At 71.9% G+C, this 22,090-nt stretch carries 22 protein-coding genes; 7 read left to right on the plus strand and 15 right to left on the minus strand.

Annotated features, from left to right (window positions below):
• Positions 1-81 precede the first annotated feature (81 nt).
• Positions 82-1,041, plus strand: coding sequence for an ABC transporter substrate-binding protein (locus AC0ZLC_RS13730; protein ID WP_476752208.1), 960 nt, complete (start codon positions 82-84; stop codon positions 1,039-1,041).
• A 127-nt stretch (positions 1,042-1,168) separates the two neighbouring features.
• Here the strand turns inward: AC0ZLC_RS13730 and AC0ZLC_RS13735 are convergent, their stop codons facing one another.
• Entirely contained in the window at positions 1,169-2,368 is a 1,200-nt protein-coding gene (locus tag AC0ZLC_RS13735) for a DUF5685 family protein (protein WP_476752209.1), read from the minus strand.
• Positions 2,369-2,659: 291 nt separating this feature from the next.
• Here AC0ZLC_RS13735 and AC0ZLC_RS13740 point away from each other — a divergent pair, with 291 nt between their 5' ends.
• Complete coding sequence (locus tag AC0ZLC_RS13740; protein WP_355793185.1) at positions 2,660-3,097, plus strand: cell division protein SepF; 438 nt, start codon at positions 2,660-2,662, stop codon at positions 3,095-3,097.
• 54 nt (positions 3,098-3,151) lie between these two features.
• Here the strand turns inward: AC0ZLC_RS13740 and AC0ZLC_RS13745 are convergent, their stop codons facing one another.
• Together AC0ZLC_RS13745 and AC0ZLC_RS13750 are read right to left on the minus strand one after the other, a co-directional pair.
• Positions 3,152-4,342, minus strand: coding sequence for an acyl-CoA dehydrogenase family protein (locus tag AC0ZLC_RS13745; RefSeq protein WP_476752210.1), 1,191 nt, complete (start codon positions 4,340-4,342; stop codon positions 3,152-3,154).
• Positions 4,343-4,541: 199 nt separating this feature from the next.
• Positions 4,542-6,158 carry an MFS transporter gene (locus tag AC0ZLC_RS13750; RefSeq protein ID WP_476752211.1) on the minus strand — a complete coding sequence of 539 codons (1,617 nt, stop codon included), beginning with the start codon at positions 6,156-6,158 and terminating at the stop codon, positions 4,542-4,544.
• Between the two features lie 502 nt (positions 6,159-6,660).
• Between AC0ZLC_RS13750 and AC0ZLC_RS13755 the strand changes: the two genes are divergently transcribed.
• Positions 6,661-7,683 (plus strand): phosphatase PAP2 family protein, encoded by a 1,023-nt coding sequence (locus tag AC0ZLC_RS13755; RefSeq protein WP_476752212.1) that lies wholly within the window; start codon positions 6,661-6,663, stop codon positions 7,681-7,683.
• A gap of 99 nt (positions 7,684-7,782) precedes the next feature.
• On the opposite strand, the gene AC0ZLC_RS13760 is transcribed toward AC0ZLC_RS13755, so the two are convergent.
• Positions 7,783-8,001 (minus strand): I78 family peptidase inhibitor, encoded by a 219-nt coding sequence (locus AC0ZLC_RS13760; RefSeq protein WP_358854141.1) that lies wholly within the window; start codon positions 7,999-8,001, stop codon positions 7,783-7,785.
• Between the two features lie 402 nt (positions 8,002-8,403).
• Between AC0ZLC_RS13760 and ctaD the strand changes: the two genes are divergently transcribed.
• Positions 8,404-10,134: an aa3-type cytochrome oxidase subunit I gene (gene ctaD / locus AC0ZLC_RS13765; RefSeq protein ID WP_476752213.1), complete on the plus strand. Its 1,731-nt coding sequence runs from the start codon at positions 8,404-8,406 to the stop codon at positions 10,132-10,134.
• On the opposite strand, the gene AC0ZLC_RS13770 is transcribed toward ctaD, so the two are convergent.
• The 4 genes from AC0ZLC_RS13770 to AC0ZLC_RS13785 all read right to left on the minus strand — a co-directional run bounded on the left by AC0ZLC_RS13770 (position 10,043) and on the right by AC0ZLC_RS13785 (position 14,069).
• A complete protein-coding gene (locus tag AC0ZLC_RS13770) occupies positions 10,043-11,053 on the minus strand; it encodes a helix-turn-helix transcriptional regulator (RefSeq protein WP_476752214.1) in 1,011 nt (336 codons plus the stop codon). The two genes, ctaD and AC0ZLC_RS13770, sit on opposite strands and share 92 nt — an antisense overlap.
• 84 nt (positions 11,054-11,137) lie before the next feature.
• Positions 11,138-11,968, minus strand: a complete 831-nt coding sequence (locus AC0ZLC_RS13775) for a hypothetical protein (RefSeq protein ID WP_476752215.1) — start codon at positions 11,966-11,968, stop codon at positions 11,138-11,140.
• Entirely contained in the window at positions 11,965-13,233 is a 1,269-nt protein-coding gene (locus tag AC0ZLC_RS13780) for a glycosyltransferase family 4 protein (protein WP_476752216.1), read from the minus strand. The genes AC0ZLC_RS13775 and AC0ZLC_RS13780 overlap by 4 nt, the downstream gene beginning before the upstream one ends.
• 38 nt (positions 13,234-13,271) lie before the next feature.
• Positions 13,272-14,069, minus strand: a complete 798-nt coding sequence (locus AC0ZLC_RS13785; protein ID WP_476752217.1) for a transglycosylase family protein — start codon at positions 14,067-14,069, stop codon at positions 13,272-13,274.
• A 406-nt stretch (positions 14,070-14,475) separates the two neighbouring features.
• On the opposite strand from AC0ZLC_RS13785, the gene AC0ZLC_RS13790 reads away from it, so the two are divergent.
• Positions 14,476-15,264 carry a hypothetical protein gene (locus AC0ZLC_RS13790; RefSeq protein ID WP_476752218.1) on the plus strand — a complete coding sequence of 263 codons (789 nt, stop codon included), beginning with the start codon at positions 14,476-14,478 and terminating at the stop codon, positions 15,262-15,264.
• Between the two features lie 132 nt (positions 15,265-15,396).
• Entirely contained in the window at positions 15,397-15,813 is a 417-nt protein-coding gene (locus tag AC0ZLC_RS13795) for a hypothetical protein (protein ID WP_476752219.1), read from the plus strand.
• A gap of 55 nt (positions 15,814-15,868) precedes the next feature.
• Here the strand turns inward: AC0ZLC_RS13795 and der are convergent, their stop codons facing one another.
• From der to AC0ZLC_RS13825, 6 genes are all read right to left on the minus strand, one after another.
• Positions 15,869-17,344, minus strand: coding sequence for a ribosome biogenesis GTPase Der (gene der, locus AC0ZLC_RS13800; protein ID WP_358854132.1), 1,476 nt, complete (start codon positions 17,342-17,344; stop codon positions 15,869-15,871).
• A 102-nt stretch (positions 17,345-17,446) separates the two neighbouring features.
• Positions 17,447-18,157 carry a lysophospholipid acyltransferase family protein gene (locus AC0ZLC_RS13805; RefSeq protein WP_476752220.1) on the minus strand — a complete coding sequence of 237 codons (711 nt, stop codon included), beginning with the start codon at positions 18,155-18,157 and terminating at the stop codon, positions 17,447-17,449.
• Positions 18,115-18,810 (minus strand): (d)CMP kinase, encoded by a 696-nt coding sequence (cmk, locus tag AC0ZLC_RS13810; RefSeq protein ID WP_476752221.1) that lies wholly within the window; start codon positions 18,808-18,810, stop codon positions 18,115-18,117. Before cmk ends, AC0ZLC_RS13805 begins: the two co-directional genes overlap by 43 nt.
• Before the next feature lie 144 nt (positions 18,811-18,954).
• Positions 18,955-20,040 carry a prephenate dehydrogenase gene (locus tag AC0ZLC_RS13815; RefSeq protein WP_476752222.1) on the minus strand — a complete coding sequence of 362 codons (1,086 nt, stop codon included), beginning with the start codon at positions 20,038-20,040 and terminating at the stop codon, positions 18,955-18,957.
• Positions 20,037-20,399, minus strand: a complete 363-nt coding sequence (gene aroH / locus AC0ZLC_RS13820) for a chorismate mutase (RefSeq protein ID WP_351516636.1) — start codon at positions 20,397-20,399, stop codon at positions 20,037-20,039. The genes AC0ZLC_RS13815 and aroH overlap by 4 nt, the downstream gene beginning before the upstream one ends.
• A 49-nt stretch (positions 20,400-20,448) precedes the next feature.
• Complete coding sequence (locus tag AC0ZLC_RS13825; RefSeq protein WP_476752223.1) at positions 20,449-20,583, minus strand: hypothetical protein; 135 nt, start codon at positions 20,581-20,583, stop codon at positions 20,449-20,451.
• Positions 20,584-20,650: 67 nt separating this feature from the next.
• On the opposite strand from AC0ZLC_RS13825, the gene AC0ZLC_RS13830 reads away from it, so the two are divergent.
• Positions 20,651-21,415 carry a nucleotidyltransferase domain-containing protein gene (locus tag AC0ZLC_RS13830; protein ID WP_476752224.1) on the plus strand — a complete coding sequence of 255 codons (765 nt, stop codon included), beginning with the start codon at positions 20,651-20,653 and terminating at the stop codon, positions 21,413-21,415.
• On the opposite strand, the gene AC0ZLC_RS13835 is transcribed toward AC0ZLC_RS13830, so the two are convergent.
• A complete protein-coding gene (locus AC0ZLC_RS13835; protein ID WP_476752225.1) occupies positions 21,320-22,090 on the minus strand; it encodes a nucleotidyltransferase domain-containing protein in 771 nt (256 codons plus the stop codon). The two genes, AC0ZLC_RS13830 and AC0ZLC_RS13835, sit on opposite strands and share 96 nt — an antisense overlap.

Below are 22,090 nucleotides of genomic sequence, written 5' to 3' on the forward strand. Positions count from 1 at the left end.
CGACGGCCGGCGAGCCCGGCCGACCGGCCACGCGCCCCAACACCCCATGTGCCGTCTGCCAGTTCAGGAGATCCGTACGCCATGAGTACGTCCGCGCAATCCCGCCGCCGCCTCTTCCTCCCCTTCGCCCTGATCACCTCCGCGGCACTGCTGCTCACGGCGTGCGGTTCCGACGACCCGGCCGGCGCGGGTGCCGGCGGCGACGCCGAGGCCGCGGCCGACAGCGGCACGATCCCGACGACGGACGTCGTCTCGTCCGTCACGAAGGACCCGGCGGCGGCCAGGCTCCTGCCGTCCGGCGTCGACAGCCTCACCGTCGCGATCAGCGTCTCCGGTCAGCCGCCGGGCACCTCCTACCTGGAGGACGGCAAGACCCTGTCCGGCCAGGACGTCGACTTCGCGGACGCGGTCGCAAGGACGCTCGGCATCAAGCTGGAGCACGAGGCCGCGAGCTTCGAGGCGATCCTGCCGGCGCTCGACAGCGGCAAGTACGACTTCGGGGCGAGCAACTTCGGGGTGACCGACGAGCGCCGCAGGACGATCGACTTCGTCACCTACATCAACGACGGCCAGGGGTTCGCCACCCGCAAGGACAGCAAACTCGGGAAGGTCACCGACCTGAAGCAGCTCTGCGGGCTGAACGTCGCGACGAGCGCGGGAACCACCTTCGAGGCAACGCTGGAGCAGAACAGGAAGGTCTGCACGGACGCGGGTGAGAAGGCGTACAAGGTGCAGACCTACAGCGAGCAGGGGGCGATCTGGTCCTCCCTGCAACAGGGGCGCAGCGACATCGTGATGAGCACCATCAACGGTCTGCGCTACGCGGTCGCCCATCAGGAGGGCGTGAAGTTCCTCAACGAGTTCCACCGGCTGGACGTCGGCTTCGCTTTCAAGAAGGACACGAAGCTGGCGCCCGCCTTCCAGGCCGCGGTGAACCGGCTCATCGCCGACGGGACCTACCAGAAGATCCTCAAGAAGTGGGGGACGACCGGCTCGGGCATCGAGAAGTCGCAGATATCACCGCCGGAGATCAAGGGCTGAGATCCGGTGACCGGGGGCTGACCACGCGGCGTACCCGGGTCCGGTCCTCGGAGGTGCTGGAATCGTCGCTCGGGGCCGGCCCCGAGCGACGAGATCCCCTCCGATCACCCGGAGGGGGTCCCACGCTTCAGCAGTCGCAGGAGCAGCACTCGCAGCACTGGCAGCCCTCGCAGCAGTCACAGCAGTCGCAGCCGTCGCAGTTGCTGCACCAGCCCTCGCGCCGCTGCCGTGACCACGGCCCCTCGTACTCGTCGGCGCAGCACACCTTGCAGGTGCAGCACAGCCCGATCGCCACGGCGCACCCGGTCAGCAGGCCGCGTCTGCCCGGCGGCGGGAGCGAGGGCCCGCCGCCGAAGGGGTTGCCGGCGCTGTACGGATTCCGCGTGTCGTACGGTCCGTGCGGGCCCCGCTGCGGCGGCGGTCCGAACGAACCGTCCGCCCCGCCGGGGTGTCCGGACGCGTGACCGCAGCCGGCCGTCCCGAAGGCGCGGTCCACCGACCGCGCCAGCTCGTGCGCGAGCAGTTCGTGGGCCAGCTTGGCGTCGGTGAACTCGACCTCGCGCAGCGCGAGCCGGATCCCGTGCAGCGCGTCGTCGGCGAGCCGTCGTGCCTCGGTGAGCGGAGTCCCCGTGGCCGTCAGCGGGTTCCACGCACCCGACGCGGCGTCAGCTTCCCGGTCCTCCACGGCGTCCAGCAGATGCGCGAGCCGCCCGAAGAGGCGCCCGGCCTCCGCGAGGGGCGCCGCGTTGCCGGGGCGGCCGGCGAGGACGGCGGTGTGCGCGAAGGCGGCGGCGGTCGCGGTCTCGGTCGGTTCGGTGACGGTGAGCAGCGACGTTCCGGGCCCCGCGAGTGCCTCGATGCCCACCTGCCGGTCGACGGCGTCGACGAGGACAGCGGTGTCGAAGCCGACGGCCGAACCGCTGCGCGCACCGGCCCTGCCCCAGCCCGCGGCGACCCGGCGTGCGGCGAGCGCCACGGGCTTGCGTGCCAAAAGTCCGTCACCGTCCGCGACATGGTCACGCACCTTGGCCGCGGCCAGTACCAGGGAGACGGCCGCCGCGAGCCGTGCTCCCTCACCCTGCGCGACGGACGCCGTGCGCATTCCGCGCAGCGGACAGGGCCCCGCGGTGCGCCGCCATCCCGTGGCGCGCTCGGCCTGAGCCTCCGTCAAAACCGATATCAGCAGTCCGTCGTAGTTGGTGACGACTCTGGCGAACTGACCGTGGTCCCCGCGCAGCGCAAGGCAGAGCCCGCACAAGTGCGCCATCCACTGGGTTTTCAGACCCTCTGTCAGGCGATGCCTGCAGGGCCGGACGATTCCGAACATGACACTCCCCCGTGCCTCGTACAACGTTGAGCTGCGGCATCGTATCCGCCCCCGTCGTTCACCCGTACGCACCCTCCGTCACCCGTACGCAGTGAAGAATCATATTTCACTCCCAGTCAGCGGCTGTTTACATCACGACCCTTGGGAAACGTGGGCTCTCGACGGATTCGCTGTGCACCAGTACCGTCACGAAACCCCCGCACGGCGTCTATCCACTTGGCGCGACATCCGCATCATGGACGACCATGGGGATGCGGAAAGCAATAAAGACCGCTGTGAGAGGAGGCGTCCATGGGATCGGTGCGCAAGGCGAGTGCCTGGCTTGGCCTCGTCGACGACAACGATGACGAGCGCTACTACGACGACGACTACGCCGAAGGACAGGAGTCCGGCGATGCCTGGGTCACCGACCCGCGCGTCAAGGTCGCTTCCGAGACGGCCGAGGAGAAGGGCCGCCGGATCGGCACGGTGACCCCGGACAGCTTCCGGGACGCCCGCGGCATCGGCGAGCTCTTCCGGGACGGTGTCCCGGTCATCATGAACCTCACGTCCATGGAGCCCGCCGACGCCAAGCGCGTGGTGGACTTCGCGGCCGGCCTGACGTTCGGCCTGCGCGGCACGATCGAGCGGGTCGCCAACCGGGTCTTCCTGCTGACTCCCGCCCACACGGAGATCGTGAGCGGTGAGGCGGCGGGCCGTCCGGCGGACGGCTTCTTCAACCAGAGCTAGGGCAGGGCCGCTCACCGGCACCGCCTTCCGGCGCACCGGTCACGGGGACCGGGGTCACCGGAAGGCGTCGAGACCGGTGAGCGCCTTGCCCAGCACGAGCTGATGCATCTCCACGGTGCCTTCGTAGGTGAGCACCGACTCCAGGTTCGTCGCGTGCCGCATCACGGGGTACTCGAGCGAGATCCCGTTGGCGCCGAGGATCGTCCGCGCCGTACGGCAGATCTCGATCGCCTCTCTCACGTTGTTCAGCTTGCCGAAGCTGACCTGCTCGGGGCGCAGCCGTCCGGCGTCCATGCGCCGTCCCAGGTGATGGGCGAGCAGGATCCCCTTGTGCAGCTCGACCGCCATGTCGGCGAGCTTGGCCTGGGTGAGCTGGAAGCCGCCGATGGGCCGGCCGAACTGCTCGCGCGTCCTCGCGTACGCGAGCGCGGACTCGAAACTGGACCGCGCGGCGCCCATCGAGCCCCACACGATTCCGTAGCGCGCGTGCGAGAGGCAGCTGAGCGGCCCCTTGAGTCCGGTGACCCCGGGCAGCACGGCGTCGGCGGGCAGCCGTACGCCGTCGAGGACCAGTTCGCTGGTGACGGACGCCCGCAGCGACCACTTGTGCTTGATCTCGGGCGCCGAGAAACCGGGTGCGTCGGTGGGCACGACGAATCCGCGGATCCCGTCGTCGGTCTGCGCCCACACGACGGCGACCCCGGCGACCGATCCGTTGGTGATCCACATCTTTTGCCCGTCGAGCACCCAGTCCCCGCCGTCGCGCCTGGCGTGGGTCCGCATGCCGGCCGGGTCGGAGCCGTGGTCCGGTTCGGTGAGCCCGAAGCACCCGATGACCTCGCCGGCCGCCATCGGGGGCAGCCACCGCTCCTTGTGCTCCTCGGACCCGAAGCGGTGGATCGCGTACATGGCGAGGGAGCCCTGCACGGAGACGAGCGAGCGGATGCCGGAGTCGGCGGCCTCCAGCTCCAGACAGGCGAGGCCGTACTGCACGGCGCTCGCCCCCGCGCAGCCGTACCCCTGGAGCGACATCCCGAGCGCCCCGATGCCGCCCAGCTCCCGGGCCAGCTCGCGGATGCCCGGCAGCTCCCCCTTCTCGTACCACTCGGACACGTACGGCAGCACCCGGTCCGCCGCCCAGGTGCGCACGGTGTCGCGGATCGCCAGATCCTCCGCGTCCAGGAGGTCGTCGATCCCCAGCGGATCGGCGGGGTCGAACGACGGCAATGTCGAGGACGCGGTCATGGCAGAACCTCCGGCACGCGAAAACTAGCAGTGTTAACCAAACTTCGGGCCCGACGTTACGAGCCCCCGCCCCGCAAGTCCAGAGCCCACGGACGGCAGCCGCCGACGGCGCCGAGCCCCGCGGGAGACGTGCACCACGAAGCGGACGGGCGGCACGCGGGTGGAGGAGAACATCCGGCGGGTCGAAGGCCCGGGACGCTCAGGCGGACACGCGGGGCTTCCGCGCGTCGGCGGCCTCCCGCGGCAAGGGCACGTCCGTCGGCCCCGCCGCAGCCGCCCCGCACTCCATGGCCCGCGGCAACCGCAGCGCCATCACGGCCCCGAGCAACAGCAGCCCGGCGCTGACCAGCAGGGTCACATGCAGTCCGTGCACGAAAGAGTCCCGCGCGGCGTCCCGCAGGGCCGCACCCGAGGGCCCGCCTAGCCGCGCCGCGACCTCGTACGCCTCCCCCAGCGAGTGCCCCGCCGCGGCGGAGTCGGCGGCGGGGACACCGGGCACCGAGGACAGTCCGGGGGTGTACGCCGCGTTCATGACGCTGCCGAGCAGGGCGATGCCGATGCCGGCGCCCAGCTGGTACGAGGTCTCGCCGATCGCGGCGGCCCCGCCGGCCTGCGCGGGAGGGGCCTCGCTGAGCATGGACTCGTAGGCGCCGAAGAGCGTGGTCTCCAGACCGAAGCCGAGCAGGACGAAGCCGAAGAGCAGCAGGCCCGTGTTGTCGTGGTCGCCCATGGCGGTCAGGCTGATCACCGCGGCCGCGGTGACACAGAAGCCGACGCAGACCATCGCGCGGGGTCCGAACCGCCGCAGCAGGTTGGCCCCGGCCAGTCCCGCCGCCATCGCCGCGACGGTGAGCGGCAGCAGCCGCAGCCCGGTCTCCAGCGGTGAGAGGTCCAGCACGAGCTGGAGGTACTGCGCGGCGATCAGCTCCAGGCCGACCAGCGCGAGCATGGCGAGGACGATGCAGCCCACCGAGGTGCTGAACGCGGGCCGGGCGAACATCCGCAGGTCGACGAGCGGCTTCTCGCGCCGCCGCTGCCGTCGCACGAAGGCGGCCAGCAGCGCGCCGCCCACCAGCAGCGGCAGGAGCGTGACGGGGCTGAGGGGCGGCTCCCCGCCGCCGAGCCGCTTCACACCGAACACGGCCCCGAAGAGTCCCGCGGCCGCCATCAGGGCACCCACGACGTCCCAGGGACCGTCGCGGTCACCGGTCGACTCGGGCAGCAGCCGGCGACCGACCGGGAGGCTGACCAGCATCAGCGGGATGTTCACGAGGAAGACGGAGCCCCACCAGAAGTGCTCCAGCAGGAAGCCGCCGAGCAGGGGCCCCACGGCCGCGCCGACGGCGGCGACCGCGCTCCAGATGCCGATCGCGAGCGCGCGCTCGCGCCGGTCGGGGAAGACCTGGCGCAGGATCGACAGCGTCGCGGGCATGATCATCGCGCCGCCGACGCCGAGCAGGGCGCGGGCCGCGATCAGTACCTGTGCGGTGTCGGCGAAGGCGGCGACGGCGGAGGCGACTCCGAAGAGGGCGTAGCCGAGGAGCAGGATCCGTCTGCGGCCGACGCGGTCACCCAGCGTGCCGAAGAGGATGAGGAGCGAGGCGCAGACGAGCGGGTAGACGTCGACGATCCAGAGCAGTTCGATCCCGCCGGGCCTGAGGTCCTCGGTGACGGCCGGCACCGCTACGTGGAGCACGGTGGCGTCGACGGCGACGAGAAGCAGGCTGACGCACAGCACCACGAGGACGACCCAGCGGTTGGCACCGGCCCCGGCCTCCCGACGGCGACGCGCAGCGGCCGTGGTCGTCCCGGACATGTACGTACCTCCCAGATGTTCCCTCGCCTCGGCGGAAACCGCGGGGTGGGGACTCCCTGCGGCTGCGGCGCGGAAGGAGCGGCTCCCGGGCCCACGCAACGAAAGGCGAGTGAACGGTCAGCGTACGCGAGTTCCGCCGGGTGTCACGTGGCGGACCTCTCACGTTCCCGGCGCGGACCGTGTGGCGTGCGCCACGCCGCATGCCGCCGTTCCCCGAGGTCAGCGACGCGGTGTGCCGACCCGGTCACGGCGAGGGGCGCGGCCGGGGGCCCCGGCCGCCGGTGAGCACGCGGAGAATTCCGCGCCAGCGCCCGGTGAACGAATTCATAAGAGCCGCAAAACAGCGTCACCGAATGATCAAAGGAATTGAAGGCCGAACCCGGCGGTGAATATGCAATCCGCAGCAATAAACGCCCTGTTGAGAGCAATCCCACATCACATCGTCATCACAAAGCCGGTGAATCGCGCGGGAACACAGCTCACTCGCTGTAACGTCGAGTGAGTGCGTACCGAACGAAACCTCACCCGTCTGGAGCGGGTCTTCGCCCGGCTGGACCGTGAGCCGGAACGGCCGGCCCACATCCCCGTACCGAGGATGAGCCGGCACAGGGTCGTGCTCCTCAGCGCGACCCTGACCTTCTACGTGGCCATCGTGTGGGCCGTCGCGATCACGTCCTGGCTGGTCCGCTTCGACTGGCAGGTCATGTTCTTCCGGCCGTACCAGCAGTGGCCGGAGATCCACGCGTTCCTCGACTACTACGTGGTGCTCGGCCAGCGCGGCCCCACCGCCGTGATGGTCTGCGCGTGGCTCGGCTGGCGCTCCTGGCGGCAGCACACCCTGCGCCCGCTGCTCACGCTCGGCGCCTCACTGCTCCTGCTGAACATCACGGTCGGCGCCGCGAAGATCGGCATGGGCCGCCTGGGCCCGCACTACGCCATCACCATCGGTTCGAACGAGATGGGCCTCGGCGGCGACATATTTCCCTCGGGCCACACCGCGAACGCCGTGGTGACCTGGGGAATCCTGGCCTACCTCGCCTCGACCCCGCGCGCCAGGCGCTGGCTGTCCGCGCTGTCGGCGGTGACCTCGCTCGGCGTCGGACTCACCACCGTCTACCTCGGTACGCACTGGCTGAGCGACGTGCTCCTGGGCTGGGCCGCGGGTCTGCTGATCCTGCTGGCGCTGCCCTGGTTCGAGCCGTTGATCGCCCGCGCCGAGGCCTGGATCTTCACCCTGCGCGACGCCTGGCGCAGCCGCCGTGGCACTACGGTCCCGGCCGCCTCCCCGGCGCCCGTGGGCGCGCCGGTCATGGTCACGCGGCCGACCGCCGACGACGGGCAGGCCCCGGCCCACGCGACGGCCGCCGCACGGCCGCCCCGGGCGCCCGCCCATCTGGCTCCCGGTCCGCACTCCGCCCGCTCGGAGCGCACACCCGTCACGCCGGTGGGCAGTCGCCGGCCGCCGCACGCCGACCGCGTGCCGCGGACCACGGGCACCTCGGCCCGCCCCCTGACGGGCGGCTGAGCACAGAACGGCGGGGCCGGTACGCACAGCCGCCCCGCACGGCGAAGGCCCCCGGTTCCTGACGAGCCGGGGGCCTTCGCCGTGCGGGAAGCGGTGCCGTCAGCCCTTCCAGCAGCGGGTGACCGTGCCGTCGGTGACCTCGAGGTTCAGCCGGCCCACGCGGTACTCCATGGTGATGATCGAGCCGGGCGGCAGGGAGCGCACCGTGGACCAGCCGCGTTGCCGGGCCCGTTCCTCGGCGCTGCTCGCCGCCAGCCCGACGTAGGTCTCCGGGCTGTCCTCGGGCTCTTCGGGCGGGGTGGTGGGTATGGGTGCCATGCCCGCCACGTTAGGCGGCCCGCCGCGGCCGGGGAAGCCCGGACCGGACACCATGCGTCACGTGTCCCCCTCCGGTCACGCTTCTGTCACAGGATCACGACACGCGTTTCGGCCCGCCTCCGTCACACCTTCGAGGGGTTCTGTGTGTGTCCGCCGAGCCGCCGCGGACAATTCCCGAAGGGCCCCGCGATGCTCCGAATTGACCGGTCGAAAGGCCGGACACGCGCGTACGGCAACGTCATTGCGAGCCGAATCCGAAGCCGCCCCGGGGAAACCGCGGCGGCCTGAATATGCGGTTCCCGGACAGAACCCCGCGCGCCCTCTGTCGGAGCCCGGGCGGCGCGAGCATCATGGCGTCAGCTTCAGCAGGGCCCGGGGGCGCGACGAGTGAAGGGGCGAGCGATGGGCACGGACACCGCGCGGGCGGCGGCGCGACCCGTACCGGCGAAGCGGCCGGGCCGGCTGGCGGTGGACTGGCTGACCACCACCGATCACAAGAAGATCGGTCACCTCTACCTGATCACCGCGTTCGTCTTCTTCCTGGTCGGCGGGCTCATGGCGCTGCTGATGCGCGCCGAGCTCGCCCGCCCGGGGCTGCAGCTGATGGACAACCACGAGTACAACCAGCTGTTCACCCTGCACGGCACGATCATGCTGCTGCTCTTCGCGACCCCGACCTTCGCGGGGTTCGCCAACGAGATCATGCCGTTGCAGATCGGCTCCCCGGACGTCGCGTTCCCCCGGCTCAACATGCTGTCGTACTGGCTGTTCCTCTTCGGCGGCCTGATCGTCCTCGGCTCGCTCGCGGTGCCCGAGGGTCCGGCGGACTTCGGCTGGTTCGCCTACGCTCCGCTCAACAGCCTGGAGCGGTCGCCGGGCATCGGCGCCGACCTGTGGATCATGGGGCTCGCGCTGGCCGGCTTCGGCACCATCCTCGGCGCGGTCAACTTCATCACCACCATCATCGGGATGCGCGCCCCCGGCATGACGATGTTCCGGCTGCCGATCTTCACCTGGAACGTCCTCTTCACCTCGATCCTCGTCCTCTTCGCGTTCCCGGTGCTCGCGGCGGCGCTGCTGGTCCTGGAGGCGGACCGGCGGTTCGGATCGGTGGTGTTCGAGGCGGCCAACGGCGGCGCACTGCTGTGGCAGCACCTCTTCTGGTTCTTCGGGCATCCCGAGGTCTACATCATCGCGCTGCCGTTCTTCGGGATCATCACGGAGATCATCCCGGTCTTCAGCAGGAAACCGATCTTCGGCTATCTCACGCTCGTCGGCGCGACGATGGCGATCACCGGTCTTTCGCTGGTCGTGTGGGCGCACCACATGTTCGCGACGGGCGCGGTGCTGCTGCCGTTCTTCTCCTTCATGTCGTTCCTGATCGCGGTCCCGACGGGCGTCAAGTTCTTCAACTGGACCGGGACCATGCTGAGGGGGTCGTTGTCCTTCGAGACGCCCATGCTGTGGGCGACGGGCTTCCTGGTGTCGTTCCTGTTCGGCGGTCTGACCGGGGTGATCCTGGCGTCGCCGCCCCTCGACCTCCACGTCACGGACACGTACTTCGTCGTCGCGCACTTCCACTACGTCGTGTTCGGCACCGTCGTCTTCGCGACCTTCGCCGGCTTCCACTTCTGGTGGCCCAAGTTCACCGGGAAGATGCTCGACGAACGCCTAGGGAAGATCCACTTCTGGACGCTGTTCGTCGGTTTCCACACGACGTTCCTGGTGCAGCACTGGCTGGGCGCCGAGGGCATGCCGCGCCGGTACGCGGACTATCTGGCCGCCGACGGCTTCACGGCCCTCAACACCGTCTCGACGGTCGGCGCCCTCCTGCTGGGCATGTCCACGCTGCCGTTCCTCTACAACGTCTGGAAGACGGCGAGGTACGGCACCCCGGTCGTCGTCGACGACCCCTGGGGCTTCGGGCGCTCCCTGGAGTGGGCGACCTCGTGTCCGCCGCCGCGGCACAACTTCGTCACGCTGCCCCGGATCCGCTCCGAGGCCCCCGCCTTCGACCTGCACCACCCTGCGTTCGCGGCGATCACTCCCCCGCAGACCCGCTCCGGGCAGGAGGACAGCCCGCAGCTGCGCTTCGGTCAAGAGCGGCCGTCAGACGGTCCCGGGCCGTCCTGAGCGCGTCGACCAGCTCGGCGGGTTCGAGCACCTCGAACGGGAAGCCCATGATCAGCACGTGAACGACCATCAGCTCGATGCTCGCGGCCCCGGCGCGCAGCAGACAGCTGTGCTCGCTCTCCGCCTCCAGGGTCCCGGCGGACGGTGAGACGCGTTCCGCGGCCTCCGCCAACGGCACGAGCAGCCGGACGACCGCGTGGGAGGCGTACGCGCGCGTGGAGACGCCCCGGGAGACGTGGGCGGCCAGATCCCCGGCGGGCGGGGTGCGGGGCGTGAAGCGCGGTCCGTGCGGGGGTCTTGGCGTGATGCGGTCCACGCGGAACGTGCGCCAGTCGGCGCGGTCGACGTCCCAGGCGAACAGGTACCAGCGGCGTTCGGAACACACCAGGCGGTGCGGCTCCACCGTGCGCCGTGTCGGGGTGCCGCCGTGGTCGAGGTAGTCGAAGCGCAGCCGCTCGCAGTCCCGGCAGGCGTGGGCGAGTTCGGTGAGCACGGCGGGGTCGACGGCAAAGGCGCGAGGACCGCGCAGCATCGGCACGGTGAAGGCGTTCAGGGCGCCCACGCGGCGGCGCAGCCGGTGCGGCAGCACCTGTTCCAGCTTGGCGAGAGCGCGGACGGACGTCTCGCCGATGCCCTCGATCGCCTGTCCTGCGGCCTGTCGCAGCCCGACGGCCACGGCCACCGCCTCGTCGTCGTCCAGCAGCAGGGGCGGCAGTTCGGCTCCCGCGCCGAGCCGATAGCCGCCGCCCGTGCCCGGGCTGGCGTTGACGGGGTAGCCGAGCTCGCGCAGCCGGTCCACGTCGCGGCGGACGGTTCTGGGCGTGACCCCGAGGCGGTCCGCCAGGTCGGCGCCGGACCACTCGCGGTGGGCCTGCAGCAGTGACAGCAGACGCAGCAGTCGTGCCGATGTCTCCAACATGGCGCCGAGTCTGCCAGCCCTTGCGGACAGTGACGGTCCGCGAGGGGACTCCGGGCGCCCCGCCGCACCGGGGCCGCGCGACGCTCAGCCGGCCGCGGTCACCGCGACGGACAGGTCGTTGTCCCGGGTGTAGTAGGGCCCGGCCTGCACCGGGCCGTGCTCCGTCTCCAGGTCTACCGCGGGGTAGGCGAAGATGCCCTTCCTGTCGGCGACGTCGTCGAGCAGTCGCGCGATCCGCACCCGCGGTCCGGTCTCCCCCGCGGGCCGCAGCCACAGATCCCAGATGCCGGGCGCCAGTGCTCCGTACGACAGGGTGAGGGCGAACTGGGCCTGCTCCGCGCGCACTTCGGCGCGCACCACGGAACCCGCGGGGCGCCGTTGGCGCAGCTCGGCGTGGGCGTCCGGCCCGAGCGCGGTGCCGAACACCCGGCCGCGCACCGTCAGTTCGTCTTTCTCTATCAGCAGTTCACCGGCCTCCGCGTGCGGTGCGCGCAGCCAGCTGCGGACGGTGAGGTTGCCGTGCTTGGTCGCGTACGGGATGCGGACCGCGACATGGCCGAGGGAGCCGCTGGGCATCCGGTCGACGAGGGAGCGCAGGTCGTTCACGCCAGGCGTCAGGCGCCGCGGTTCGCCCCCGGCGACCTGGGCGTACGCGTCCCAGCGGCCCTCGGGCAGGGCGACGCTGCTGGGCAGGGCGGCGCGCAGCCGGCCGTCCGCGGCCGGGCTCAGCGGCAGACTGACCTCCTCGGTGCCCTCCCGGCGGCGCAGCACCAGGAGCGCGTCTCCCGGCTCTCCCGTCTCCGTCACGTCGAAGGTGAGTCCGCCGGCGGAGTCGGCGATGCAGTCGGCACGCGGCGGCATGGCGGTGTCCTCGTCGGATCGCTGGGGTGTGGTCTGCGGAGCCGGCGTTCTCATGCGGTGTGCCCCTTCGTCACGGCGACGCGTCCGGCATCCCGAACGGCATACGCCCCGCTGAGCAGCGCTCCGCGCGTACGGTGCAGCGATCCGCGCACCCGGCCCCCGAGGGTGGGGCCGCCGCGGCCCGCCAGACCGGCGAAGATCGACTCGTAGCGCTCGGCGATCCGGGCCGGGTCGAAGCGCGCGGAGTCCTTCAGCGCCGCGTCGGCCATCCGCAGCCGCAGGCCGTCGTCGTTGATCAGTTCCAGGAGTCCCGCGGCGATGGCCTCCACGTTGCCGACCTCGACCAGGCGGCCGTCGACACCGTTGTCGATGATCTCGCCAGGACCGTGCGGGCAGTCGGTGGACACCACGGGCAGACCGCAGCGCATGGCCTCCACGATCGTCATGCCGAACGACTCCAGGCTGGAGGTGACGGCGGCTATGGACCCCTTGGCCCATTCCGGTTCGATGGGGTTGACGGGGCCCATCAGGTACACGTGGTTGTAGAGGCCGAGTTCGTCGATCAGGGTCCGCAGCTTGTCCCTCTGCCGGCCGCCGCCGTAGATTCGCAGGCGCCAGTCCGGCCGCTGGGCGCGCACCCGGTCGAAGGCCCTGATGAGCAGGTCGTACCGCTTCACCGGGGCGAGCCGTCCGGCCGCGACGACCCACTTGCCCGAGCCGTCCGCCGGCTCGACGCCGGGTGCGGGCACCGGGTTGGGCACGGCCTCCACCCGGACCCCGGGCAGCCGCATCCTGCCGCGGTAGGCGCGGGCGTCGGCCTCGGTGGTCGTGGTGAGGGCGTCGAGCCGCGGGTAGGCGCCGCGCAGCTGGGCTCGCAGGGCCGCGGAGTGGCTGTCGAGGGTGAGGTGCTCCTGTCCGACGCGGAGCGGGCCGCGGCGCGTCTGGCGGGCCAGATGGACGTTCAGGCCGGGCCTGGTGCCGACCACGACGTCGGCGTCGACCTTCGCGAGGTGCTCGGCGATGCGCCGGTCGGTGAGCGCGCTGTACTGCTCGTAGCGGCCCTCGGCGCGGGGGAAGACCTTGGCGGGACGGCTCAGGTCCGGATCGTCGCCGTCGCGTCCCCCGCCGCCTTCACGGACGTCGACGAGATGCCGCAGCCGTACGCGCGGGTCGGGCGCGAAGGCCGGCTCGTCCCGGTGGCGGAAGACCGAGACGATCTCGACGTCGTGCTGCCGGGCAAGGGTGTTGGCCAGGTTGTACGTCGTCCGGATGGTCCCCCCGATGCCGTACGCGTTGTGTATCAGGAAGGAAATATGCATGCGTCCCCGAATCTGCTGTGTTCCCCTGTCTCGTCCACCTACCGCATGGTTAGACCCGGAGGTTCATCAAGGGGTTGGGTGCCCTTACCGTGTTGTTCCCGAACAGTTGCCCGATCGGTAGGCGAATCGGGGAACCCTGGTTCCGTTCCGTTCATCAGGATCGCCGGGGCGGAGAGGGACGGCACCGACGAGGGCGCGGGGGCCGGGGGTGCGAGAGGGGGGCCGAAGAGCACGCGGTCCGCATGCCGGGCGGTGCCGGACCCCTGCGGGATGACCAGCATCGTGCCCGGGTTCAGCCGGCCGGGGCGGGGACCGAGCATCTGCTCGTTGGCCTTCTGGAGAGCGGCCTTGCCGCCCTTGACGCCGTACTTGCGGGCGATCGACGACAGCGTCTCGCCGGACTTCACCACATGCACCCGGCCCGCGAGCCCGTACTTCCTGGAGCAGTACGGCCAGGCTCCCCACCCCTGGGAGGCCAGCACCTCCCGGGCGACCTTGATCTGCTGCTTGCGGGTGGCGAGATCGGCGCGCGGCGCGTACGCGAGGCCGCCGAACTCCTTCCAGGTGGCCTGCCCGAACTGCAGCCCTCCGTAGAAGCCGTTCCCGGTGTTCGCGTGCCACCGCCCGCTGCTCTCGCACTCGGCGAGACACCCCCAGGGCCAGTCCTTCGCCGCGCAGTCGTACAGGCCTCCCTGCGATCCGGGAAGCGTGGAGCCGGGAAACGGCGGCCCGGGAAACGGCGGGGGCGCGGCGGCCGCCCGCGACGGGATGAGTACGGCCAGGGCGGCGGCGGCCACGGCCGCGCACCGGATGCGCTTGATCGACACGGCGAGCATCGGCCCACGCTAGGCCGCGGGCCGCCGCCGGGCCGGCGACCGCGCCCGGGGCGGCCGGGGTCCCACCCGGTCGGCGGACCGGCGGGCCGGTCGCCGCCCCCGGGAGCGGCGGCGAAATTCACGCCGGTCCCCGCATGGGATGATGTCCGGATTTGTCGACCTGACGGCCCGAGGGTCTACGGCTCGCCGGACCGGCACAACTCGCCCTCCGTAGCGACCAGTTGGCAGGCAGGAATGCATCCCGGTGCGTACGTCACCCCGTGCGCCGGCCGGTTCGATTCCGTTCGCCCCCGGGCGTGACCCCGGCCGCGGATCGCCCGTTGTCTTCTTCATGAGCCGGGGACCCCCGGTTCATGGGCCGGGAGCCACCCGGCATCGCCACGTACCGCATCCCGAGGAGCCACCCGTGCCGCGCATGCTCGACGTCAGCGACGACGTACGCGCCGAGATCGGCGACGAAGAAGCCGACCGGCTGCTCGCCGGAGAGAACGCCCCGGGCAGTTACGACTGCACGTCCTGCCGCACCCCGGGCGACTCGGAACAGGAGCGCACCAGCACCGTCCTGTTCATCGGCGACGAGACCGCCGTCCTGGCCTTCGCCCACGCCACCTGCCTGCCCTCCCAGGTCGTCCAGGTCACCGAGGAGCAGCTCCGGGGCGCCGCCCGCTCCATCGGTGCCGACGACACGCCGGCCCAGGCCGCACCCCCGCAGGCAGCGCCCGAGCAGGCCGTGCTCGGCGTCACCAGCGGACTCGTCCTGATCAGCGGCGAGCTGCACCCGGCGCTCGTCGTCGAGCCCACCGGACCCATCGTCCGCCCGGGCACGAACGGCCCGGGGGACGACTTCCTGCCGCTGCTCATCGAACAGGGCTTCATGCCGGTGACCGAGCTGAACTCGGCACCCTCCGTACTGCACGGCTGGTCCGTGCTGCTCGCCATGGGACAGCTGCACGCGGTGCTCCAGCCGGGCACCGGCGGCGGCTCCCCGGTCGCCTGGTGGCAGGCGCACCAGCCGCTCCAGGTCACCGAGAGCTGGCGGGCCGCCGCCAACAAGCACCAGCAGGTGCTGCTGTTCGCGGCCCCGGTCGGCTCGATCGGGCGACAGCCGCGCGAGGACCTGCTGCGCGACGCGCTCGACAAGGCCGCCGCGGGCGGCCAGCTCGTCGCCGCCGCCCTGCCGCTCGCGGGCACCTGAGCCGTCCGGGACGGGAGCCGGGGCGCGCCGCCGGTCGCGCCCCGGCTCCCTCACGCTGCCCCACATGACGGTTGACCTGCGAAAGCGGCGGGGCGACCGCATCCGTTGGGCGACCGGGTCGTTGGCACAGACGTGCACACCTACGACTCCCCCCGCCGCCAGCCCTTCCAGCCGATCCCGTCCGCGCGACCGGCCCAGGACCCGCCGGGCGGCCCATCGGCCACGCCGATCTACGACGCGCTCTACGCGGAGTGGGTCAGGTCCTTCAGGGCGCTGCCCGGCGACCGCCACGGGGAGGAGGAGGCGGTCTTCACCCCCTTCGGGAGCCTGCCGCGGGGGGCGAGTTCCTACACCTCGTACAGCACGTACAGCGTGGGCGCGCACTCCGCGCGCCAGGGCAGCGCCCAGCACACGGACCCGCACCGGGGCTCACACGAGACGCACACCGGCTCGACGCCCGCCGTCTGGCAGGCGGGCGTACGGCAGCACGGCACCGGGATGCACCACGTACCGGCGGCGCTGCCGCCCGCGCCCCGCAAGGGGATCTGAGGCGGGACCCACGGGAAAGGGGCGGCTCCTCGAAGGAGCCGCCCCTTTCCCGTGATCACTTCTTCTTGGCGCCGCGCTTCTCGCGCACCCGCACGGAGATGTGGATCGGGGTCCCCGCGAAGCTGAACTCCTCGCGCAGCCGGCGCTCGATGAAGCGCCGGTAGCCGTGCTCGATGAAGCCGGAGGCGAAGAGCACGAAGCGCGGCGGCTTGGTGCCCGCCTGGGTGCCGAAGAGGATGCGCGGCTGCTTGCCGCCCCGGATCGGGTGCGGGTGGGCGGCGACCAGCTCACCGAGGAAGGCGTTCAGCCGGCCCGTCGGGACGCGGGTCTCCCAGCCGGCCAGCGCCGTCTCGATCGCCGGGACGAGCTTCTCCATGTGCCGTCCGGTGCGCGCCGAGACGTTCACCCGCGGCGCCCAGGCCACCTGGAGGAGTTCGGTCTCGATCTCCCGCTCCAGGTAGTAGCGGCGCTCCTCGTCGAGGGTGTCCCACTTGTTGAACGCCAGGACGATCGCGCGGCCCGCCTCGACGGCCATCGTGACGATGCGCTGGTCCTGCACCGAGATGCTCTCGGACGCGTCGATCAGGATGACGGCGACCTCGGCCTTCTCGACGGCGGCGGCCGTGCGCAGCGAGGCGTAGTAGTCGGCGCCCTGCTGGAGGTGGACGCGCTTGCGGATGCCCGCCGTGTCGACGAACTTCCAGGTCACGCCGCCGAGTTCGATCAGCTCGTCGACCGGGTCGCGGGTGGTGCCAGCGATCTCGTTGACGACCACCCGGTCCTCGTTCGCCACCTTGTTGAGCAAGGACGACTTGCCGACGTTCGGGCGGCCGATGAGGGCGATGCGGCGGGGGCCGCCGACGGCGCCGCCGAAGGTCTGCGCCGGTGCCTCGGGCAGGGCCTCGAGGACGGCGTCCAGCATGTCGCCGGTGCCGCGGCCGTGCAGCGCGGAGACGGGGTGCGGCTCACCGAGGCCGAGGGCCCACAGGTGGGAGGCGTCGGCCTCGCCGCTCTGGCCGTCGACCTTGTTGGCGCACAGCACGACGGGCTTGCCGGCCTTGCGCAGCAGGCGCACGACGGCCTCGTCGGTGTCGGTGGCACCTACCTTGGCGTCGACGACGAAGACGACCGCGTCGGCCGCCTCGATCGCGTACTCGGCCTGCGCGGCCACGGAGGCGTCGATGCCGAGGACGTCCTGCTCCCAGCCGCCGGTGTCGACGAGCTTGAAGCGGCGGCCCGCCCACTCGGCCTCGTAGGTGACCCGGTCGCGGGTGACGCCGGGCTTGTCCTCGACGACGGCCTCACGGCGGCCGATGATGCGGTTCACCAGGGTCGACTTGCCGACGTTCGGGCGGCCGACGACGGCGAGGACGGGCAGCGGGCCGTGGCCCGCCGCGTCGAGGGCGCCCTCGACGTCCTCGATGTCGAAGCCCTCTTCCGCGGCGAGCTCCATGAACTCCGCGTACTCGGCATCGCCAAGCGCCCCGTGCTCGTGCTCGGCCGAGCCCTCGGGCTGGATGTGGTCGTTCATGAAGTGCGTACCTCGTCGTTCATCGTGGTGATCGGTGGACGCACCCGTACCGGGTGATCCACTACTCAAGTGTCGCTCAGCGCTCGGCGGGGCGCCCGGCGTTCATTGCGTCGGGCGTCCGGTGAGACGTCTGGCGTGGTCCAAGTGCGTACTGAGCTGCTTCTGGATGCGCAGGGTCGCCTCGTCCAGCGCCTGGCGCGTCCGTCGTCCGCTGCCGTCGCCCGCTTCGAAGGGGTCGCCGAAGACGACGTCGACCCGGCTGCGCAGCGGTGGCAGCGCCTTCGTCAACCGGCTGCTCCCGCCGGAACTTCCCAGCACCGCCACCGGGACGACGGGCGCGCCGCCGCGGAGGGCGAAGTACGCGAGCCCGGCCCGCAGCGAGGCGAAGTCGCCCTCGCCTCGGGTGCCCTCCGGGAAGATACCGAGGACGCCGCCGTCGCGGAGGACGCCGAGCGCCTGGGTGACGGCGGTGCGATCGGTGGTGGTGCGGTCCACCTTCACCTGCCCGATGGCGAGCAGGAACGGGTCGAGCGGTCCGACGAACGCTTCCTTCTTGATCAGGAAGTGCGTGGGCCGGGGCGCCACGCCCATGACCATCGGGCCGTCGATGGCGTGCGAGTGGTTCACGGCGAGGATCGCCGGCCCGGTCGCGGGCACCCTCCAGGCGCCGAGGACGCGCGGCTTCCACAGGCCGTACATCAGACCGACGCCGATACGGCGGCCGACCTCGGCACCGCGGACGGACGGCGCCTGCGCCGAGAGGGCTCGACTCACTTCGCGGCCCGCTTCTCCTCGACGAGGGTGACGACGCACTCGATGACCTGCTGGAGCGTGAGGTCGGAGGTGTCCACCTCGACCGCGTCGTCCGCCTTGGCGAGCGGGGAGGTCTTGCGGCTGGAGTCGGCCGCGTCCCGCTTGATCAGGGCCTCGCGGGTGGCGTCGACGTCGGCGCCCTTGAGCTCGCCGCTGCGGCGGGCGGCACGCGCCTCCGGGGACGCGGTGAGGAAGATCTTCAGGTCGGCGTCCGGCAGCACCGTCGTGCCGATGTCCCGCCCCTCGACGACGATGCCGCGCTCCGCGGTGCCGGCGATCGAGCGCTGCAGCTCCGTGATCAGGGTCCGCACCTCGGGCACCGCGCTGACCGCGCTCACCTTGGAGGTGACCTCCTGGGTGCGGATCGGGCCGGCGACGTCGGTCCCGTCGACGGTGATCGTCGGCGCGGACGGGTCGGTCCCGGAGACGATCTCCGGCTTCCCGGCGACGGCGGCGATCGCCGTGGGGTCGGTGATGTCGATCCCGTTGTTCACCATCCACCAGGTGATCGCCCGGTACTGGGCACCGGTGTCCAGGTAGCTGAGCCCCAACTGCGCGGCGACGGCCTTGGAGGTGCTCGACTTGCCCGTGCCGGAGGGGCCGTCGATGGCGACAATCACTGCCTGGGCGGTCCGGGCGGCGCCGTTTTCCACGGTGGGGACACCTTCCTGGTGCGTGGTGGAGGTCTGTGCGGGGCACTAGGGCGCCCCGCACAAGGTTACTGGCTCCACGGACCCCGTATTACTGGCCCGTCCCGGCGCCCCGCATCCGGCCCGTCGCAGCGCCCGGCGCGGCGGCTACTGCCGCAGCGCCCAGCCCCGCTCGCGCAGGGCCGCGCTCAGCACCGGGGCCGCCTTCGGCTCCACCGTCAGCTGGACCAGACCGGCCTGCCGACCGGTGGCGTGCTCGATGCGCACGTCCTCGATGTTGACCCCGGCCGCGCCCGCGTCCGCGAAGATGCGGGCCAGCTGGCCCGGCTGGTCGTCGATCAGGACGGCGACGACGTCGTACGTCCGCGGGGCGGAGCCGTGCTTGCCGGGCACGCGGATCTGGCCCGCGTTGCCGCGGCGCAGGACGTTCTCGATGCCGGTGGCGCCCACCCGGCGCTTCGACTCGTCGGAGGACTGGAGGGCGCGCAGCGCCTCGACCGTCTCGTCGAGGTCCGCCGAGACGTCGGCGAGTAGGTCCGCGACCGGGCCCGGGTTCGCGGACAGGATGTCGATCCACATCCGGGGGTCGGAGGCCGCGATGCGGGTCACGTCGCGGATGCCCTGGCCGCAGAGCCGTACCGCCGCCTCCTCCGCGTGCTCCAGGCGCGCGGCGACCATGCTGGAGACGAGATGCGGCATGTGGGAGACGAGGGCCACGGCCCGGTCGTGGGCGTCCGCGTCCATGACGACCGGCACGGCACGGCAGTGCGACACCAGCTCCAGGGCGAGGTTGAGCACCTCGGTGCCGGTGTCGCGGGTGGGTGTCAGGACCCAGGGGCGGCCCTCGAAGAGGTCCCCGGTGGCGGCCAGCGGGCCGGACTTCTCCCGGCCCGACATGGGGTGCGTCCCGATGTACGAGGAGAGGTCGAGGCCGAGCGCCTCCAGCTCACGGCGCGGGCCGCCCTTGACGCTGGCCACGTCGAGGTAGCCGCGCGCCACGCCCCGCCTGAGCGCGTCGCCGAGGGCCGCCGCCACGTGGGCGGGCGGTGCCGCGACGATGGCGAGGTCGACGGGCCCGTCCGGCGCCTCGTCCGTGCCGGCGCCGAGGGCGGCGGCCGTACGGGCCTGCTCCGGGTCCCGGTCGACGAGGTGGACGACGACTCCGCGGGCGGTCAGCGCCAGCGCGGCCGACGTACCGATGAGGCCCGTTCCGAGGACGAGTGCGGTCCTCACTGGGCGATGTCCTTGCGCAGCGCGCCCGCGGCACCCAGGTACACGTGCGCGATGTCGGCGCGGGGCTTGTCGGACTCGATGTGGGCGAGGATCCGCACCACCCGGGGCATCGCGCCCTCGATGTCCAGTTCCTGGGCGCAGATCAGCGGCACGTCGACGATGCCGAGCTTGCGGGCCGCGGCGGCCGGGAAGTCGCTGTGCAGGTCGGGCGTCGCGGTGAACCAGATGCTGATCAGGTCGTCCGTGGTGAGGCCGTTCCGCTCGAGGACGGCGGTGAGCAGCTCGCTGACCTGCTCGTCCATGTGGCCGGCCTCGTCCCGCTCCAGTTGGACGGCGCCCCGGACCGCTCGTACCGCCACGGTGATGCTCCTCGCTGATCTGCGTACACGTCGTGTCCCACCAGCGTAGTCAGCCCGCGGCGGGCGGGTGCGCGGCGCCCGCCTGCCGAGACGGCCGGGCGATCGCGTACTTCTGCGCCGGCCGTGCCTCGGAGTCGTGGCCGACGGGCACGCCCGGGGGCCCCGCGGCGCCGGTCGGGCCCACGCGGAGAGGATCACGGGGACGGGAAATTCGATTCGCCGGGGCGGGGACGGCCCGTACGCTCCGGGGCATGCACTCCGAGGCCCTGGTACGCGACCACACGATCTACGCCTGCGTGATGGGCTCGCGCGCCTTCGGTCTGGCCACGGACGGCAGCGACACCGACCGCCGGGGCGTGTTCCTCGCCCCGACTCCGCTGTTCTGGCGTTTCGACAAGCCCCCGACCCACGTCGAGGGGCCGGCGGACGAACAGTTCAGCTGGGAGCTGGAGCGCTTCTGCTCCCTCGCCCTGCGCGCCAACCCGAACATCCTGGAGTGCCTGCACTCCCCGCTGGTGGAGCACGTCGACGACACCGGCCGCGAACTCCTCGCCCTGCGCGAGGCGTTCCTCTCCCGGCAGGTGCACGAGACCTTCACCCGCTACGCCCTCGGCCAGTACAAGAAGCTGGAGGCGGACGTGCGCGGGCACGGGGTGCCGCGCTGGAAGCACGCCATGCACCTGCTCCGTCTTCTCATGACCTCCCGCGACCTCCTGCGCACCGGCACCCTGACGACCGATGTCGGCGACCGGCGCGAGCCGCTGCTCGCCGTGCGGCGCGGCGAGGTTTCCTGGGCCCGCTTCGAGACCTGGATGTCCCGCCTGGTGGCGGAGGCCGACGAGGCGGCCACCCGCAGCCCCCTCCCCGCCGAGCCGGACCACGCCCGCGTCGAGGACTTCCTCGTCCGCACCCGCCGCGCCTCAGCCCTGCGGGCCGTCCCCCAGGCCCTCCAGGCGCACCCGGACGACGAACTCGTGCAGGACGTCGTGGACGGACGGGGCGTCGGGCAGTTCTGAGGCGTCCTGCGCCTCGTCCAGCCGGGCGTGCAGTTTCTCCACGTCGTCCCTCACCCGCGCGCGGTCGACGTCCGCCGCTCCGTGTTCCTGTTCGGCCTTCGCCGCGATCAGGTCCGGCAGGTACGCGGGAGCCCCGACCTGCCCGACGAGCGTGGGCAGGTCGGCCTGCACCTCACCGCTGCGCATCAGGTGGATGCCGGTGAGCAGCACCCGGAACGTGTAGAGCAGCGGCTTCAGTTCGCCGGTCTTCTCGAAGAGCCGCCACTGCGTCGTCGCGAATCCCCGGTAGTGGTGGGCGTGGTGGCTGGTCAGGGTGCCGGGTGCGAGCGCGGCCAGCTCGCGGTGCGCTTCGCTGGTGTGCACGACCAGGGGCGAGAGCAGCTGCTCCAGCACATAGCCGTTGCGTCGCAGCATCAGCCGGACGAACTTGCGCAGGTCGTGGGTGACCAGGTCCATCTCGACGCCGTCCCGGTCCCACATCCGGGACCGGGTCTCCTCCGGCTCACGCAGGCCCACCAGGGCGGCCGTCGGCAGCAGATGGACGCCCCGGAGGTCCACGTCCGAGTCGCGCGACGGGAAGCCGTACAGGTGCGCTCCGGAGACGGTGGCGAAGAGCACCGGGTCGGGCTGTTCCGCCACCACGGGGCCGAGATCGAATTCCAGGACGTCTCTCAT

This window comes from Streptomyces sp. GLSS-08 (assembly GCF_056387915.1).